The 15,539-nt window shown below is 50.0% G+C and carries 20 protein-coding genes; 12 read left to right on the top strand and 8 right to left on the bottom strand.

Translation table 11 applies throughout. The annotated features are described in order from the left end of the window. On the bottom strand, positions 1-238 hold a 238-nt coding region (locus HYT77_04250), incomplete at its 3' end, for a DUF1543 domain-containing protein (protein MBI2067205.1). A 76-nt stretch (positions 239-314) separates the two neighbouring features. Between HYT77_04250 and HYT77_04245 the strand changes: the two genes are divergently transcribed. Continuing rightward, positions 315-581, top strand: coding sequence for a zinc ribbon domain-containing protein (locus tag HYT77_04245; protein MBI2067204.1), 267 nt, complete (start codon positions 315-317; stop codon positions 579-581). Positions 582-597: 16 nt separating this feature from the next. On the opposite strand, the gene HYT77_04240 is transcribed toward HYT77_04245, so the two are convergent. Then, positions 598-1,629 carry a zinc-binding dehydrogenase gene (locus HYT77_04240; protein ID MBI2067203.1) on the bottom strand — a complete coding sequence of 344 codons (1,032 nt, stop codon included), beginning with the start codon at positions 1,627-1,629 and terminating at the stop codon, positions 598-600. Between the two features lie 116 nt (positions 1,630-1,745). Here HYT77_04240 and HYT77_04235 point away from each other — a divergent pair, with 116 nt between their 5' ends. The 5 genes from HYT77_04235 to HYT77_04215 all read left to right on the top strand — a co-directional run bounded on the left by HYT77_04235 (position 1,746) and on the right by HYT77_04215 (position 6,198). Beyond that, entirely contained in the window at positions 1,746-2,066 is a 321-nt protein-coding gene (locus tag HYT77_04235) for a ferredoxin family protein (GenBank protein MBI2067202.1), read from the top strand. Positions 2,067-2,117: 51 nt separating this feature from the next. Continuing rightward, complete coding sequence (locus HYT77_04230; GenBank protein ID MBI2067201.1) at positions 2,118-2,318, top strand: hypothetical protein; 201 nt, start codon at positions 2,118-2,120, stop codon at positions 2,316-2,318. Positions 2,319-2,380: 62 nt separating this feature from the next. Beyond that, complete coding sequence (locus HYT77_04225) at positions 2,381-3,835, top strand: hypothetical protein (GenBank protein MBI2067200.1); 1,455 nt, start codon at positions 2,381-2,383, stop codon at positions 3,833-3,835. Positions 3,836-3,898: 63 nt separating this feature from the next. Further along, positions 3,899-4,609 (top strand): phosphoadenylyl-sulfate reductase, encoded by a 711-nt coding sequence (locus HYT77_04220; GenBank protein ID MBI2067199.1) that lies wholly within the window; start codon positions 3,899-3,901, stop codon positions 4,607-4,609. Positions 4,610-4,629: 20 nt separating this feature from the next. Continuing rightward, complete coding sequence (locus HYT77_04215) at positions 4,630-6,198, top strand: FAD-dependent thymidylate synthase (protein ID MBI2067198.1); 1,569 nt, start codon at positions 4,630-4,632, stop codon at positions 6,196-6,198. A gap of 15 nt (positions 6,199-6,213) precedes the next feature. Here HYT77_04215 and HYT77_04210 read toward each other — a convergent pair whose 3' ends face one another. From HYT77_04210 to HYT77_04200, 3 genes are all read right to left on the bottom strand, one after another. Further along, positions 6,214-7,887 carry a carbon starvation protein A gene (locus tag HYT77_04210; GenBank protein ID MBI2067197.1) on the bottom strand — a complete coding sequence of 558 codons (1,674 nt, stop codon included), beginning with the start codon at positions 7,885-7,887 and terminating at the stop codon, positions 6,214-6,216. Positions 7,888-7,995: 108 nt separating this feature from the next. Continuing rightward, positions 7,996-8,298, bottom strand: coding sequence for a helix-hairpin-helix domain-containing protein (locus HYT77_04205; GenBank protein ID MBI2067196.1), 303 nt, complete (start codon positions 8,296-8,298; stop codon positions 7,996-7,998). A gap of 11 nt (positions 8,299-8,309) precedes the next feature. Next, positions 8,310-8,504 (bottom strand): hypothetical protein, encoded by a 195-nt coding sequence (locus tag HYT77_04200; protein ID MBI2067195.1) that lies wholly within the window; start codon positions 8,502-8,504, stop codon positions 8,310-8,312. A 110-nt stretch (positions 8,505-8,614) separates the two neighbouring features. Between HYT77_04200 and HYT77_04195 the strand changes: the two genes are divergently transcribed. After that, positions 8,615-9,259 (top strand): hypothetical protein, encoded by a 645-nt coding sequence (locus HYT77_04195; protein ID MBI2067194.1) that lies wholly within the window; start codon positions 8,615-8,617, stop codon positions 9,257-9,259. 6 nt (positions 9,260-9,265) lie between these two features. Here HYT77_04195 and HYT77_04190 read toward each other — a convergent pair whose 3' ends face one another. Both HYT77_04190 and HYT77_04185 read right to left on the bottom strand, forming a co-directional pair. Then, entirely contained in the window at positions 9,266-9,454 is a 189-nt protein-coding gene (locus tag HYT77_04190) for a hypothetical protein (GenBank protein MBI2067193.1), read from the bottom strand. After that, positions 9,429-10,010, bottom strand: coding sequence for a toxin-antitoxin system HicB family antitoxin (locus HYT77_04185; protein MBI2067192.1), 582 nt, complete (start codon positions 10,008-10,010; stop codon positions 9,429-9,431). The genes HYT77_04190 and HYT77_04185 overlap by 26 nt, the downstream gene beginning before the upstream one ends. Positions 10,011-10,115: 105 nt before the next feature. Between HYT77_04185 and HYT77_04180 the strand changes: the two genes are divergently transcribed. Beyond that, the gene (locus tag HYT77_04180) at positions 10,116-10,550 is read left to right on the top strand and encodes a hypothetical protein (protein MBI2067191.1); all 435 of its coding nucleotides are present in this window, start codon (positions 10,116-10,118) and stop codon (positions 10,548-10,550) included. A 22-nt stretch (positions 10,551-10,572) separates the two neighbouring features. Here HYT77_04180 and HYT77_04175 read toward each other — a convergent pair whose 3' ends face one another. After that, a complete protein-coding gene (locus HYT77_04175; GenBank protein MBI2067190.1) occupies positions 10,573-11,547 on the bottom strand; it encodes a polyprenyl synthetase family protein in 975 nt (324 codons plus the stop codon). Positions 11,548-11,662: 115 nt separating this feature from the next. Here HYT77_04175 and glpK point away from each other — a divergent pair, with 115 nt between their 5' ends. The 4 genes from glpK (at position 11,663) to ilvD (ending at position 15,473) form a co-directional block, all read left to right on the top strand. Next, entirely contained in the window at positions 11,663-13,135 is a 1,473-nt protein-coding gene (gene glpK / locus HYT77_04170; protein ID MBI2067189.1) for a glycerol kinase GlpK, read from the top strand. A gap of 97 nt (positions 13,136-13,232) precedes the next feature. Next, positions 13,233-13,469: a ribbon-helix-helix protein, CopG family gene (locus HYT77_04165; protein ID MBI2067188.1), complete on the top strand. Its 237-nt coding sequence runs from the start codon at positions 13,233-13,235 to the stop codon at positions 13,467-13,469. Continuing rightward, positions 13,470-13,754, top strand: coding sequence for a type II toxin-antitoxin system RelE/ParE family toxin (locus HYT77_04160; GenBank protein MBI2067187.1), 285 nt, complete (start codon positions 13,470-13,472; stop codon positions 13,752-13,754). It begins immediately after the preceding gene. Positions 13,755-13,802: 48 nt separating this feature from the next. Beyond that, entirely contained in the window at positions 13,803-15,473 is a 1,671-nt protein-coding gene (ilvD, locus tag HYT77_04155; protein MBI2067186.1) for a dihydroxy-acid dehydratase, read from the top strand. The last annotated feature ends 66 nt before the right edge of the window (positions 15,474-15,539 follow it).

Genomic DNA, 15,539 nt, shown 5'->3' with positions numbered 1-15,539 from the left:
TTCCTGCCGTCGATGTTTTCTCCAAGATCACCTGATAACCATCCACCACGTCGATCTCGTGGATCCCATCAATATGCATCCCCTTCGCAATGTATAATGATTTCTGCTTTGCCTTTTCCTTCGCCTCATGGCGATCTTTTGCCGCTACATAAAAATTATGATGTCCCTCAAAGATGTTCGGCTTTTCATCGCTCATTTTTTGATCGTAAAAGCCGCAATGGACAAGAAAGAGTTTCATGCTGTTCCCTCACAAGGCTTGACAAGCTTATCGATCTTAGGCGATTTTTGGTTGCTAGAAATCAGGAGGTTTGAAGATGCCGCTTTACGCCTACCAATGTGAGGCTTGTAAAAAAGAGCATGAGGTCATCCAGAAATTCAGCGATTCTCCACTGAAAAAGTGCCCTTTTTGTGGCGGACGGCTGAATAAGAAACTCACTGCGACCTCCTTTCAACTCAAAGGGAGCGGCTGGTACAAGGATGGATACTCCTCGGTAAAGCCCTCCAGTGTCAAAGAAAAGAGTAGTGATTCCACTACTGAAAAATCGGAAAAGAAGGAAAAACCGGCCGCTGAAAAGAAATAATTTTTACCCGCTTGCCTTAATCAGGCCTTAAGACAATTTTTCCAAATTGACCCCGCCCTTCCAATCTTTCGTGGGCCTCTTTCACTTGAGAGAATGGAAATATATGATCAATAACCGGCTTGAGTTTTCCTTTGCCCGTGAGTTCCAAAATAGTTTTTAAGGAGGCGGAAGGACCCATTGTTGAGCCGATGATTTGCTGCTGTTTGATGAAGAGATGGGTGAGCTGGAGCTTGACCTCCGCACCGGTTGTTGCCCCGCAGGTAACTATTTTTCCAAGGTGCGCGAGTGATCGGAGACTCGCTTCCCAGGTGGCCGCGCCGACATGCTCAAAAACGATCTCAACGCCACGCCCACCTGTCATCTTTTTTACCTCCTTGGCAATATCGGAAGAACGGTGGTTGATCACCTCATCCGCCCCCAGTTTTCTGGCTAGCGACAATTTTTCATCTGAACCAGCTGTCGCAATGACTCGTGCCCCATGAAGTTTCGCAATCTGTACAGCGGCAGTCCCTACTCCGCTTGATGCCGCAATCACTAAGACAGTCTGCCCCTCCCGAACCTTGCACTTTCCCACCAACATCTCCCACGCGGTTATGAAGGTAACCGGAATTGCCGCAGCCTCCTCAAAGGAGAGAGATTTCGGTTTGGGGAGAAGAATCTTTTCTGAAATGACGGTATATTCCGAATCAAAACCGTCTTGAGTCTCCCCGTAGAGACCAAAAGAGGGGCAGTAATGATCCTCTCCCCGCTTACAAGCAGGGCAATCGCCGCAGGAGATCAGCGGATTTATTACCACGTCATCTCCTTTTTTGAATCGATTCGCCTTGGATCCAGATTCTTCAACAACGCCGGAGGCCTCACACCCCAGAATGATTGGGAGGGGGAGATTGAATCCGGGCAACCCCTTCCGAACCCAAAGGTCCATATGATTCATTCCAACGGCCTTGATCTTTAACAAGACCTCTTCTGAAGATGGCTTTGGGGTTGAAATCTCATCGATCCGGAGCTGTTCAATTCCCCCATGCTCATGGACTCGAATTGCTTTCATAAAATGCATCATCGACATATCACCCCGGCATTCATCTGCCAACCCTTTCTCTCACGAATGCTTGACGGGGCGGGGATGATATCCTAAAGGACCGTTCATCAAAAGGGAGGGTTACGATGCCATACGTCATCAATCAGGAGTGTTTGGGAGAGCAATATGCCGACTGTGTCGATGTCTGTCCTGTCAACTGCATTTACCCCGGAGAGTATAAGGGGGAGCCTTTCATGGTGATTGATCCGGACGTCTGCATTGATTGCGGGGCTTGTCTCCCGGAATGCCCGATTGAGGCGATTGTCGCGACTGTGGATGAAGCACCGGAATGGGCCAAGGTCAATGCTGAATTATCGCCGATGTGGAAAAACAATCCCGCGGTAACACCCCGCCCTCCGCAGGATCCGCCACGCAAAACACACCCGAATCCAACATTAAAGCCGTAAGGTAATAGGCAGTTTTTAGAGGTGCCATTGAGAAAGACGACTCCCAATCGGATGCAAGAACACTGGGAAGAGGTCAGGGCCTTTTTGAAAAGGGAATGGATCCACCTGACGGAAGTTGATCTTGACGAGATCGACGGCGAGTACGATCGACTGATCCGAAAGATAAAGGAAATTTACAAAGGGGCCGATGAAATTACTCAAGAGGCGGCTATCAAGTCGAAATTACAGCGTTTTTTAAATTTGAGAGAATGATAAAATAGGGGCAACATTTTTAATTTTGCTACGAAAATCAGTGTGTAAGGCAGGTAATATAAGTGGCAATAGACTTTATCCGTCCTTCCGATCGGTGGTCTCTTTCCTCTCCTCTGGGAGAGGAAACAGCACCGTTTGCTCCACAATCTGAAAGAGATAGTTTCACAAAAATAACAGTTGCGACTCTCACGACAATCGTCGGCGTTGGCTTGGTAGCAGTGCTTGCCAGAAAGGGGCACTTGAGCAGGGCCTTGGATCTTGTTGGGAGGGCGATAGGCTCCTTTTCTCCATCGGCTATTCGTGGACTCTTGGCAGCAGGAGGTGTTGCTGCCCTGGCGGCGATTGTTGTTGGAGCCGGGACCGTTTTTCAGTCTGATTCCAATCCGGACAGAAACCAATCTCTTCCCTTACCAACCGCTGACTTTTCTTACCGCTCTTTTGACAAAAGGGGGTCTACGTTCGATTCGGGAGGCGTTTCGGAATGGAGGCGATCCGTTCCTGTTTTTCAAAAGGTTGTGGAAAGAGGCGATCTACCGACAGCCGTTTTAATGGTAGAGGGGGCATTGTTTGCAGGAGGGGATGATCTTTCTGTCTCTTCCAAGGCCCCCGCGTCATCGGTTACGAAGCAGGTTGAAAGCGGTGAAGGACCGTCTTTTGGTGTGAGACCAGGTGATGAAGAGGATCGGGCAGGGGAGATTGTACTCTCCGATCTAAGGAACTCATTACAACAGGAGCAGGCTGTTCGACGGTCTTTGACAGCTGAGCCGTCAGTTCCAATCTCATTTTCTCCAGCTCATCGAATTCAGGCTCAGACGTCTCCTTCCATCGAATTTTCTATCAGGATGACTCCTGCAGAGACACCTCTGTCTTCTACGGTTCGAGGAGTGCAGAGGCCCGTCTCTTTGACCGTCCTTGATAGGGGCCATTTGGAAGTGGCGGTCCAGGCGTTTGAACGACAGGCGCCCGGTGTGACAGAGGCGGTTCTTTCAACCTTTGATCGTTTTCAGAGACAGTTTTTGGCAAGGCCGAGTAAAAAATGGCCTAACGGGTTTGAGGCTGGGGCAGTCGCAGTGGAACTTTTTGGTCCGCGCGGTGCCCCCGAGGGAGAGGATTTTCTCCAGGTTCGTGTAAGACAGGAGACTGTTTTTCCGTTCAGAACAGCATCGCTCAGCTCCAGTGCAACCCAGAAAGGTCATGCATCCAACGAGCGGAGAGGAGGGGGGAGCTCCCTTGACAACGGAGGGTTGCGGGGTTCAGAGCCGGACTTTCCCTCATCTGAAAATTCCCTGTTGACGGTTTTCGTTCCCCTCATGGGTGGGTTGCCTTCGCGAGGCGAAAGCCCCTCCTTTGTTGCAAACCATTTAAGGTCCCATTCACAGGAGCCCGAACCGATCTTTGATGACGCCAACCCCTCGGATCATCATGACGATCAAGATTTTTCAGGGCAGGATGGGGGCAATTTTTCGAATGAAGATGAAGAGGATGAGGAATTCCACGGATTGACATTCCCCTGCTAAACCGGTTACCAACCACCAATCGTTCGCTTCATTCTGATTTAAGATTCTTATAAGGAGGAGGATATGAGTGATGCTGCGTTAGCCAAAAAAGCTGAGGAATTAGAGAGCAAGAGTGCGGAGGAGGTCCTTCGATGGAGTCTTGAGGTCTACCATCCACGGATCGCACTGGCCTCAAGCTTTGGGGCGGAAGATGTCGTCCTGGTTGACATGATGTGCAAAATTAATCCAAAGGCGCGGATTTTTACACTGGATACCGGCCGTCTCAACGCGGAGACCTATGAGGTGATGGATCGGATTCGGGAGCGTTATAAAATTAAGCTAGAGGTCATGTTCCCAAAGACGGAGGCAACGGAGGCGATGGTTCGTGAGAAGGGGATGAATCTTTTCTATGATTCGATTGAAAACCGCAAGGAGTGTTGCGGTGTCCGCAAAGTGGAACCGCTCGGTCGTGCCCTCCGAGGATTGGATGCCTGGATCACCGGACTCAGGCGGCAGCAATCGGTGACCCGGACGGCTGTGTCCAAGGTGGAAACGGATGCGGCCCACAACAATATCGTAAAAGTGAATCCGTTAGCCGATTGGACCAGTGAGCAGGTTTGGGATTACATCCGGAAGAACGACGTTCCTTACAACCGCCTTCATGACATGGGATACCCCTCTATTGGTTGTGCCCCGTGCACACGCGCCATCAAGCCGGGAGAAGATGAACGGGCCGGCCGCTGGTGGTGGGAGAATCCGGAAACGAAAGAATGTGGGCTTCATGTGAAGAAGTAGATGTTGGAAAAACCATGGGGATGACATTTCTTTCCGAACCACCCCTCGTTTCCCTCGCGGGAATTATTAAAGAGCCTTATAATTTGGCGATTGCTGCGGCACGGACCTGTTATTCCTCCAAAGGGATCCTGACGGTTCAGGATGTTGTTAAAGATGAAAAATCCCGCGAGCTTCGGGACAAGATCGCCCAATCGACGCTGGAGGCGGGTCATCTGACCACACGACAACATGCGAGCTTCGTTTTTGCGCTGGACAGGATTTCCCGGCAGTTCATCTGGTCGTTCCTCCACAGTCACCCTTTTTACAATTCAGAACAGGTGAGTCAGCGCTATGTAAAAGTGGCGCCGGGACATTACACGGTGCCTCCCTTAAAAGGGCGTCAGGCAGAGAAGTATCATCAGATTGTCCAGCTTCAGATGGACCGGTATCATCAGTTTATTGAACTTTTGATGCCGGAGATTCGCCGCCGATTTTTCAAGATCTTCCCGGCCCGCCAGGCCAGGTCAGACCAATATGAATCCAAGCTCAAAAAGCGGGCGTACGAAGTGGCCCGCTATGTCCTGCCGGTGGCGACACACGCCTATATGTATCACACCATCAGTGCCCTGACCCTTCTGCGCTATTGGCGCCTTTGTCAAATCTTCGATACCCCCTTTGAACAACGTTATGTCGTCGGCCAGATGATTGAAGCGGTCAAAAAGGTCGATCCCGATTTTGGGAAGGAACTGCAGGATCCGATTTCGTTGGAAGAGACACCGGAGTTCCGTTTTTTTCAGGACAGGGGAGATTGCAAGGGAGGGGCGTTGCGTGCAGAGAAGTTTGTGGGGGAATTTGATACCTCTCTTGAATCGCATATCTCAAAACTGGTTGATTACGGCCTCAATGCGGAATCGGTCCTGGCCCAGTCGGTGCGAAATGTCCTGGGGCTTCCCCAGCAACAAATGACAGAGGATGAGGCGATTCTGTTTGTGATGAGCCCCAAACAGAACCGGCATCTTGGTGACACACTGAATTTGACGACCCTCTCCAAATTAACGCGTGTCCTGTTTCACCCCCACTACACCTTCAGGAAGAAAATTTCCCACACCGCTGATTCTCAAGATCAACGTCATCGGATGACGCCGGCCTCCCGTCCCATTTTATCGGCCCACTATTCGGGGCGTGCTGATTATATCGAACCACTGTTGGTTCGGGAAAATGAACCAGCTCGTGAGTTGTATGCCAAAACAATGGATGAGGTTTTTCAGGGCATTAATCAATTGTTGGATGATGGTGTCTCGCCTGAATTTGCCCTCTATCTTTTACCCAATGCCTTTCCGATCCGGTTTGAGGAGTCGGGAGATCTCCTGAATCTTCATCACAAATGGAAAACCCGTGCTTGCTACGATGCCCAGGAGGAGATCTTTTTTGCAACGATTGATGAATTGAAGCAAGTTCAGGAAGTCCATCCGCGTATTGCCCGTCATATTTTGGCCCCCTGCTACCTCCGCAAGGAGGCCGGAAAGAGTCCTTATTGTCCCGAGGGAGACCGTTTTTGCGGAGTGCCGGTATGGAAACTCAAGCTCGAGGAGTATCAGAGGCAGCTATAAGACCTGTTTTGATCATCAGACCTCTTTCTTTCGTAATGTAATCACCCGGTAGGCCTCGAAGATAATGAATGAGGCAAGCAGGCAAAGGATCAGGGCGACAAGTCCGTTAATCAGACCGATCCCGCCGGCCCATCCTTCATTCAGATATTTTTGGTAAGCAGACTGGATCTGTCGTAGAAGTGACCAGAAGGTGATCGTCATCACAAAGAGCATCGGGAGCAAGACATATCCGTAAGGACGTGAGGTTTTGTATAACCAAACAGTCAACCCGAGAAGACTTAAGCCGGCCAATAATTGATTCGATGTCCCAAAAAGGACCCAGAAGTGGAGCCAGCCACCTTCCGGGGCGAAGGCAACGAGAACTCCGGGGATTGCAACGGTCAGCAAGGTGGCGATTCCTCCCGTCACCCGATCCTTTCTGCCGAACAGCTCCTGCAGAATATACCGACCGAGCCGCGTTGTGACATCCAGTGTGTCGAACACAAAAGTGGAAAATGCCATCGTCCCGAAGGTGATGGCAAAGAGGAGTTTTTCTTTTCCTAAAAGGAGCGTCAAAAAACGACCAATGCCGGCACCATAAATGGCGCCGGGGGGGCCTTTAACCTGATCATCGGCAACAATCATGATCGTGGTTAGTGCAATCAGGGCGACAAATCCCTCCAACAACATCCCGCCATAACCGACGGCATGACAGTCGGGCTCCTTGTCAATCTGTTTTGATGTCGTTCCGGAACAGACAAGGCCATGAAAGCCGGAGCAGGCGCCGCAGGCGATCGTGACAAACAGAAATGGGAAGAGAGAACCGGTGAGCCCGGGGGCGTTCCATGTCTTGAAGGCACTTTGCTCAATTGGGTAACCACCAAAGAAGGCCCCAATCACTCCGATCGCTAACACCATATAGAGGACAAAACCGCCAAGATAGCCGCGTGGTTGTAAAAGAACCCAGACAGGGAGGAGTGATGCGATGAAGCAATAGGCGAGGATCCCAATCCCCCAGGTCAATTTGGAAAAGATCAGCCAGGTTGAAATTTTAGTCCCCCCCCAAACAACCAAGAGTGTGGCGGGCACAAAAATGACGGTGATGAGCCAGAGAGGGGGTTTCCATTTCTTTTGTACCACTCCCATGACAACCGCCAAAAGAAGGTAAGAGATACTGGCCGCCGCAACAGCCCCTCCACGCTCAAAACTGACCTGCACCCCCTCGAGCTCTTCAATCCGGCCGACGAAGGTCCCGGCAGTAATATCCGTAAAAGCGATGATCACATAGAGGAGGGCAATCCAGATAAAGATCATCAGCCCCAACCAGGCCTTTTGACCAATGTTGATCCGGATAATCTCGGCAATTGATTTTCCTTGATGACGGACACTGCCAATCAACGTTGAGAAGTCATGGACGGCTCCAATAAAGATCACACCAAATCCGATCCAGAGGAGACAGGGGAGCCAACCAAACTGCTGACAGGCAAGAATCGGCCCGGCAATCGGCCCCGCAGCAGCGATAGCACTGAAATGCTGACCCAGGAGGTAGAATTTTTTTGTCGGGACAAAATCAATACCGTCGTTTTGTTGGTGGGCGGGTGTCGCAACCGTTTCATGAAGGGCAAAAAGTCTCGCAATCCATCGTCCATAGAAGTGATAACCCAGAGAGATGGCAACGAGGAAGAGGAGGGCTATTAAGGGGAGCGATATCACTTTTTACAAGAGTAAATAGTTGAAGGGACTTAAAGATCAAGAAAACATTTAAGGCAGGAAGGCGCCCGGTCATCCGACCGGGCGCCTCGAGAAAGGCACGGCCTTCTAGGGTGCGACTTCGTGAAGAGTAGATGGACCTTGCACGGCAAGGTGTTTTTCAATCTTCCTGAGCATCCCTTGACCAAAGCCCTTGACCTCTGTCAGCTCTTCTGCGGCCTTGAACGGATGGGCCTGACGGTAGGCGATAATCGCCTTTGCCTTGGATTCACCGACTCCCGGGAGGAGTGTCAGCTCCTGGACCGACGCGGTGTTCAGATTGAGTACCCCTTCCAGCCTCTTGGCACCGGCCAGTAGCGGGGTGACGGTAAGAATGGTGGCCAGCAAGGCCATCAATACGGATCGTTTCATGTTAACCTCCTTTAGGTTTTTTCTGGTTTTTTGTTTTCACGAGTCCGGATCTGGAGTTTTCCGTTGACCGGATAGGCATCCAAAATCACGTTAATGGAGTCGTCCCGATTGACAAACCCGATTCCGATTTTGGTCCACCGGCTTTTTTGGTCTCCTTCCCGATCCGAGACGGTGTAGACATCTTTGATAGTGACTGTTTGTTGCATTTGCGGACTCCTTGTTTTTCTCCTCCCGCGGTGAGGATGAATGGCTGTTAAGCAAAGTGTGTGCCAGAGTCCATTAGTGGCCTAACGTCTTAAAACGATTTTTCTTGCGGATGATCGACCGATGCTCGGTCGGTGCCTCTGTTTTTCGATCGATTGATTCCGCTTTGCAGATTAAAACCGGCAACTTTTTTTGTGAGTCAGACGATCCCCACTCAGTCAAAGGGGGGGGGTATTTTATGAGCCTGCCTGAGGTGCGGTCTGCCGTTGATAGAATCATCTCTGATGTCAATGACAATGACGGTTGGTTGAAAGAGGCGAGCGTCAGCCCTCTTTTAAATCGTGTTGATCCTCCCGATCCCCGTTTTTTTAGGAACAAATTCTCTTCCGTAACCCGCCTGTTCTTTAGCGGGAGTATCGGTGACTTTTTGGATCGGAATGAATATCAGGAGGTGCTCAGGCTTCTCTATCTTGTTGAGGAGGGGCAGCTTGGTGCAGAGCCGGCTGCCGTTGCCCGTCTCAAGGCGTTTAAAGACAGGGGGCCCGATTCACGCACAGAAAGTGTCGCCGTTTGGACGGTACTCGCCCCTGTCTTTTCGGGTGCCTCGGCGACTGCAACGGGGGGGCTCATTGCCTTTATCGCAAAGAATATCAAACATCGAGTGCCGGCCATGATGGAGCCAGCCAAGAAATATTGGTTTAGTGCATTAACCGTTATTGGCGGTCTGGGCGCCGTCTATGGTGCCTTGGATGATTAAGCCCTTTTAATGAAAAGCCGCCTTACAGACAGAATAGACCCACCGCGCATTCTCCAAGGCCTCGGTGGCGTCTTCCTCTTCCTGGGCCTCACGAACGACATCGGCATAACTTTTTCTGGCATAAAGAACTTCGAGTGCTGCCAAACGGTGACCTGCTCGCGTGATGTAATCAATGGCCAGTTCTTGATTCTTCATCGGATTTTATCCAATAGGGAGTTCCGTGTGACCAATAACGACGACTTTCATTTTGTTGAATGGAGGATTGAACCCGTTTTAAAAATAAATGGATCTTGTTTCCCCTCTCCCACAGGAGATGCGAGGCCGACGCGATCTCAAGCCAGAGGGAGCTTGCCTCCAATGGGGAGGAGGGGAGGTGTATAAAGTGTGGATTTATTATTTTCTCATCTGGAAATGTTTCGTCCCACCAGCGATAAAGAGAGCGGTTTAACGAAATATTTTGTGAGAGAACGATTACTAGATCAACATCCGATCCTTCCGTTGCCTTTCCTGTTATCTGTGATCCAAAAAGGAGGAGACCTTCAATTTCCTCTTTGAAATGGCTTCTTAAGCATTCCATGGTTGGTTCTAGTGACGGAAATGCCTGAATGAAATCTTCCCTTTTTTGAAGTCCACTCTTGATAAGCCTCATGCAGAGAATATTGAGAGAGACCCCATTTTTTTTGGCCAAATAGGTCAGTTTTTTATGTAAATCAGGGGGTATTCTTAAGACAAATTTTCCAGAAAAATTCATACGTTGGAGTGTATAGTATCATAGTACTATTATCAAGGAAAAAAACATCAGCAACAGTTCTTGTGGAGGAGCGATAAAATAGTCATTCCTTTGGAAGGAGATTCTATGTCCGATATGGATGTCAGATCGGCTGTTAATAATGCGATCGCTAATGGTGCCATTGATCGGGGAGAACTGGATAGAATATTTGCCCCTAATTTGGTGGGAGGGAGAATCTTGACCAGCTTGTTTTTTGATGGACCAATGGGGGATTTTATTGACCGATCTGAATATCAAGAGGCCCTTGTCCCCCTTTATTTGATTGAACAAGGAAAACTCGTCGCCGACGAGTACACGATCGCCCAGCTCAAGGCATTTAGGGACCGGGGACCTGATTCACGCTTGGAACGAGTGGTGGAAAACATCATTCGGACCGGTGGCTTTGCAGGTCTAATGGCAGCCCCCTGGATATTGGATCATAGTTTAAAAATCAGACCAGCCGGATTGATATTAGGTGCAATATCTCTCGTTGGAGCTGTCAATGCAGCAGTTAATGACTAACGGATTGACAAAGTACTACCTGCTAACTCTCCCTCTCAATCACATAGCCGGCTAAGGCAATAAGCGCCTCACGATCAATTGATGGTTTGAAGATCGTCAGGGATTGCTTTGCCTTATTAACAAACTCTTGAGCCTTTCTTTTTGTAAAGGAGATCCCGTCGTATTTTTGGATGATTGAAATAATTTCTTTGAGCCGACGCTCTTCTAACTTTTCGGCAATCAAGGCGTCTTTGATCAATCTCTTTTCGGCATCCCCAGCCTTTTGAAGGGCGACAATGAGGGGGAGGGTCAGCTTCCCCTCCTTGAGATCGGTACCCTTTGTCTTGCCGAACTTGTCCGACTCGGAAACATAGTCCAGGACATCGTCCGCCAACTGAAAGGCGATGCCAACGTTTAGCCCAAAATCTCTAAGCGCTGAACAAAACTCCTCGGAAACATTCCCAAGCAGGCCTCCCATTTCGCAGCAGACCCCCATCAGGATGGCAGTTTTTTGTTCCACAATTTTCAGATAATCCTCCTCCGTTGTGGCAAGGTCGCTCGACTTCGAGATTTCAAGAATCTCTCCCTCGGTCGTGATTCTCATCGCGTTGGTAATAAGCTGGATGATCCGAAGATCTTCTGTGCCGATAATCAGATCGGAGGCGCGGCAATAAAAAAAGTCGCCAACAAGAACGGCCACCTGATTTCCCCACCGAGAATTCGCAGAAGGTTTCCCGCGCCGGAGGTTGGCATCATCCACCACATCATCATGCATCAAGGTGGCGGTATGAAAAAATTCCATCGCTGCGGCGCATTCGATCGTTCTTTGATCGGTGGAGCCGGCGAGTCTTGAGGAAAAGAGAGAGAAGATCGGACGGAGTCTTTTTCCACCATTTTTCACGACATATTCAGCAACGTTGGTTACAAAAGGGACCGTTGAGACCAGTTTTTTTTGGATAACCGATTCCAGCTGGACCAGCTCAGACTTGATCGGGAGGCAGATCTCTTCGAGATTCATTAAGGGAGAGGGGTAAATCAGCCGCGCTTTCTTGTCAAAACCAAATTGTTTACGCACCCCCCCTCTTAAGGTAAGAGGGGGTTGGGGGAGTGATGAGACTGATAGGGGTGATTTTATGAAGGATGTCATTTTAGCAATCGACGAAGGAACGACCGGTGTGACGTCTGTTTTAATCGATCGGAATCTTAATATTCTCGCAAAAATTAATAACGAATTTTTACAACATTACCCAAGACCTGGGTGGGTGGAGCATAAGCCCGAAGAGATCTGGGATTGTACACTCAAAACAATTGAAGTAGCCATTCAACAAGCCGGGATCAATCCGGATCGAATCGCCGGCATTGGCATCACAAATCAGCGCGAAACAACGGTCCTCTGGGAACGGGCCAGTGGAAGGCCGCTCTGTAATGCGATCGTCTGGCAGGACCGACGAACCGCCCCCACCTGTGAAAAGTTGAGAAGAAAAGGGCTGTTGCCCAAGATTCGAAACAAGACAGGACTCGTTCTTGATCCCTATTTTTCGGCAACGAAAATTCAATGGATTCTCGAAAATCAGGGAGACTTAAAAAAAAGAATCCCTGGGATCTGCTTTGGAACCATTGACAGCTATCTGGTCTTCAGGCTGACGGGTGGAAAGGTCCATGTCACCGATGTCTCCAATGCCTCCCGAACCTTGCTGATGAACCTGAAGAGTCTTCAATGGGACCCCGAGCTTTTAAAGATTTTTTCCGTGCCGGCCGAAATCCTCCCAACGATTGTTTCCTCTTCGGAGGTGTATGGGCAGACGTCGGGCCTGAGGGTGTTACCCGACGGGATTCCAGTCTGTGGGATGGCGGGTGACCAACAGGCGGCGCTCTTCGGCCAGGCCTGTTTCAGGCCGGGCGAGGCAAAGTGTACTTATGGGACCGGTTCCTTTTTGATGATGAATACCGGTCGGAAGATTGTTCGTTCGCGCTCCGGCATGCTGACAACCGTCGCCTGGAAGTTAAAGGAAGAGGTGACTTACGCTATTGAAGGGAGCGCCTTCATTGCCGGAGCGGCGGTTCAGTGGCTTCGAGACGGGTTAAAAATCATTCAAAGGTCGTCAGAGGTTGAGACACTCGCCAAACAGGTTTCGGATTCCGGTGGAGTGACTTTTGTTCCTGCCTTTGTAGGGCTGGGAGCTCCCTACTGGAATTCGGAGGCACGTGGTCTCATCGGTGGAATGACTCGTGGAACGACGACGGCCCACATCGCGCGGGCCCTCCTCGAGGGGATTGCGTTTCTCCAATATGACATTCTTCAGGCGATGCAGAAAGACTTGGGAAAGAGACTTAAGGTTTTGAAAGTGGATGGCGGTGCCTGCCTGAATGACCTTTTGATGCAGTTCCAGTCCGATATCCTAGGCATTGAACTTTCAAGGCCGGAGATGATTGAAACGACCGCTCTAGGAGCTGCATTCTTGGCGGGGCTCGCCATCTCTTTTTGGAAAGATACAGCCGAGATTGCTGCCCAATGGAAAGAGAACCACCGGTTCAGACCGAAGATGCCAAAAAAAGAGATCATCATCCATATCCAAAGATGGCACGCTGCCGTCAAGAGAGCCTAGGTAACCTTCCCCATGAACTACGGGAACAGAAAATCAATTGTATTTCTATGTAATTTTATGTATTATACAGTATGTCAGTAAATTACAGGAGGAATTTATGAAACAGGCGAATGTCAGTTTTCGTGTGGATACAGGTAAAATCGAGTCATTGGATGCTATTGCCGAGGCGCTTGATCGAGATCGGACTTATGTCATCAATGAAGCAATTTCCGCTTATCTGGAGATTTATCGATGGCAGGTAGAACACATTAAAGAAGGTCTAAAGCAAGCGGATCGAGGAGAATTTGCATCGGAGCAAGAAGTAGCCAGAGTTCTCAAGGGAAACTCCCGTTAAATGAAAATAATTTGGACCAAACTTGCGGTGCAAGACCTGCAGCAGGTGCGGGATTACATTGAAACGGATCGCGTTGATGCAGCGGATACTGTGATCGAAAAAATCGCAAAAGCCGTGGAAAATTTAGATTCTTATCAAAACTTGGGGCGTCCCGGACGTGTCAAGGGGACTCGTGAATTGGTGGTTGTCGGGACGCCTTTTTTAGTTCCTTATCGAATCAAGAAGGGCCGAATCGAGATTCTCGCCGTGATCCACGGTGCCCGCCGCTGGCCGGAAAGTCTGTAATAGCCGGTGACATTGACAATAAAGTGAAGCCGCACTACGTCCCAACTTATGTTACTCAATAAGCATAGTGTACGGATCACCCAAGACCCAAATCAGCCGGCTTCGCAAGCGATGCTCTATGGGATTGGGCTGACTAAAGAAGATCTGGCCAAACCATTCGTTGGGATCGCCTCGACCGGTTATGAAGGAAATACCTGTAATATGCACCTCAATGACTTAGCCAAGTTGGTGAAGCAGGGGTGCCAAGAATCGGGGTTGAATGGGCTGATCTTTCACACCATCGGGGTAAGCGACGGGATCTCGATGGGAACCACCGGCATGAATTATTCCCTTCAGTCCCGCGAGATTATTGCCGACTCGATTGAAACGGTCATGGCGGCCCATTGGTACGATGCCAATATCTCCGTTGTCGGTTGTGACAAGAACATGCCTGGTTCAATCATCGCGATGGCTCGTCTTAACCGTCCCAGCCTCATGGTGTATGGCGGGACGATCCGCGCGGGTCATTGGCAGGGAAAGACGCTGGACATTGTCTCTTCATTTGAAGGGCTCGGACAATTCATGTCGGGCAAGATTGATGAAGAGGCGTTGACCTGCATTCTGCAAAATTCTTGTCCGGGGGCCGGTGCCTGTGGCGGGATGTACACCGCCAACACGATGGCCTCTGCGATCGAGGCACTCGGAATGAGTCTTCCCTACAGCTCTTCTTATCCCGCAACAAGCCCGGAAAAAAGGGAGGAGTGTTTGAAGATCGGTTCTGCGATCAGGAATCTTTTAGAGAATGATATAACCCCCAAAAAGGTCATGACGCGAAAGGCGTTCCACAACGCGATGACGATTGTGATGGCACTCGGAGGATCGACAAACGCGGTGTTACATCTTTTGGCCATGGCTCGTGCCGTTGGTGTAAGGCTCACGATCGATGATTTTCAGACGGTAAGCGACAAGACGCCATTTCTTGCTGATTTCAAACCGAGCGGAAAATATGTGATGGAGGATTTGCACCAGGTGGGGGGGATGCCGGCGGTCTTGAAGCTTCTCCTCCAGGAGGGATTTCTTTATGGTGATTGTTTGACAGTGACCGGCAGGAGTCTTGCCGAAAACCTGGAGAGGCTTCCGGGTCTGACGGCAGGGCAAAAAATCATTTTCCCCCTTTCAAATCCGATCAAGAAGACCGGTCACATCCAAATTCTCTACGGAAATATCTCGCCCGAAGGGGCGGTGGCGAAGATCACCGGTAAGGAAGGGGAGCAATTCACGGGCAGGGCCAAGGTTTTTGACAGTGAAGAGGCGGCGATCAAGGCGCTTGAAAGAAAAAAAATCAAAAAGGGAGACGTGATTGTGATTCGGTATGAAGGGCCCAAGGGGGGGCCCGGTATGAGCGAGATGCTCAAGGTAACCGCTGCGGTGATGGGGGCTGGGCTTGGCAAGGATGTCGCCTTGATCACTGATGGTCGCTTCTCCGGTGGAACCCATGGATTTGTCGTCGGCCATATCACGCCGGAGGCCCAGGAAGGTGGGGTTCTGGCCGTCATACGGAATGGTGATGAGATTACGATTGATGCACGGAAGCGAAGGCTGACACTGAATATCCCTCATAAGGCGATCCGGGCTCGTCTCAAGAAGTGGAGACCTCCTCGGCTCAAGGCAACGCGTGGCACCCTGCACAAGTATATCCAAAACGTGAAACCGGCATCACTCGGGGCATATACCGATTAATATCAATGGCTTAAGACTTTGCACGCCTCATTTTTCAAGAAGGCAACAAATCCCAAAAATGACCGA

It is taken from the genome of Deltaproteobacteria bacterium, from assembly GCA_016180855.1.
Classification (GTDB): domain Bacteria; phylum UBA10199; class UBA10199; order JACPAL01; family JACPAL01; genus JACPAL01.
This window is presented reverse-complemented; position numbering and strand designations above follow the sequence as displayed.

Bases quoted from the DNA above. Each gene is read 5' to 3' on its own strand.
- HYT77_04245 (MBI2067204.1), top strand. From the start codon at position 315: ATGCCGCTTTACGCCTACCAATGTGAGGCTTGTAAAAAAGAGCATGAG.
- HYT77_04240 (MBI2067203.1), bottom strand. From the start codon at position 1,629: ATGAAAGCAATTCGAGTCCATGAGCATGGGGGAATTGAACAGCTCCGG.
- HYT77_04235 (MBI2067202.1), top strand. From the start codon at position 1,746: ATGCCATACGTCATCAATCAGGAGTGTTTGGGAGAGCAATATGCCGAC.
- HYT77_04230 (MBI2067201.1), top strand. From the start codon at position 2,118: ATGCAAGAACACTGGGAAGAGGTCAGGGCCTTTTTGAAAAGGGAATGG.
- HYT77_04220 (MBI2067199.1), top strand. From the start codon at position 3,899: ATGAGTGATGCTGCGTTAGCCAAAAAAGCTGAGGAATTAGAGAGCAAG.
- HYT77_04215 (MBI2067198.1), top strand. From the start codon at position 4,630: ATGACATTTCTTTCCGAACCACCCCTCGTTTCCCTCGCGGGAATTATT.
- HYT77_04205 (MBI2067196.1), bottom strand. From the start codon at position 8,298: ATGAAACGATCCGTATTGATGGCCTTGCTGGCCACCATTCTTACCGTC.
- HYT77_04200 (MBI2067195.1), bottom strand. From the start codon at position 8,504: ATGCAACAAACAGTCACTATCAAAGATGTCTACACCGTCTCGGATCGG.
- HYT77_04195 (MBI2067194.1), top strand. From the start codon at position 8,615: ATGATCGACCGATGCTCGGTCGGTGCCTCTGTTTTTCGATCGATTGAT.
- HYT77_04190 (MBI2067193.1), bottom strand. From the start codon at position 9,454: ATGAAGAATCAAGAACTGGCCATTGATTACATCACGCGAGCAGGTCAC.
- HYT77_04185 (MBI2067192.1), bottom strand. From the start codon at position 10,010: ATGAATTTTTCTGGAAAATTTGTCTTAAGAATACCCCCTGATTTACAT.
- HYT77_04180 (MBI2067191.1), top strand. From the start codon at position 10,116: ATGTCCGATATGGATGTCAGATCGGCTGTTAATAATGCGATCGCTAAT.
- HYT77_04175 (MBI2067190.1), bottom strand. From the start codon at position 11,547: ATGAATCTCGAAGAGATCTGCCTCCCGATCAAGTCTGAGCTGGTCCAG.
- glpK (MBI2067189.1), top strand. From the start codon at position 11,663: ATGAAGGATGTCATTTTAGCAATCGACGAAGGAACGACCGGTGTGACG.
- HYT77_04165 (MBI2067188.1), top strand. From the start codon at position 13,233: ATGAAACAGGCGAATGTCAGTTTTCGTGTGGATACAGGTAAAATCGAG.
- HYT77_04160 (MBI2067187.1), top strand. From the start codon at position 13,470: ATGAAAATAATTTGGACCAAACTTGCGGTGCAAGACCTGCAGCAGGTG.
- ilvD (MBI2067186.1), top strand. From the start codon at position 13,803: ATGTTACTCAATAAGCATAGTGTACGGATCACCCAAGACCCAAATCAG.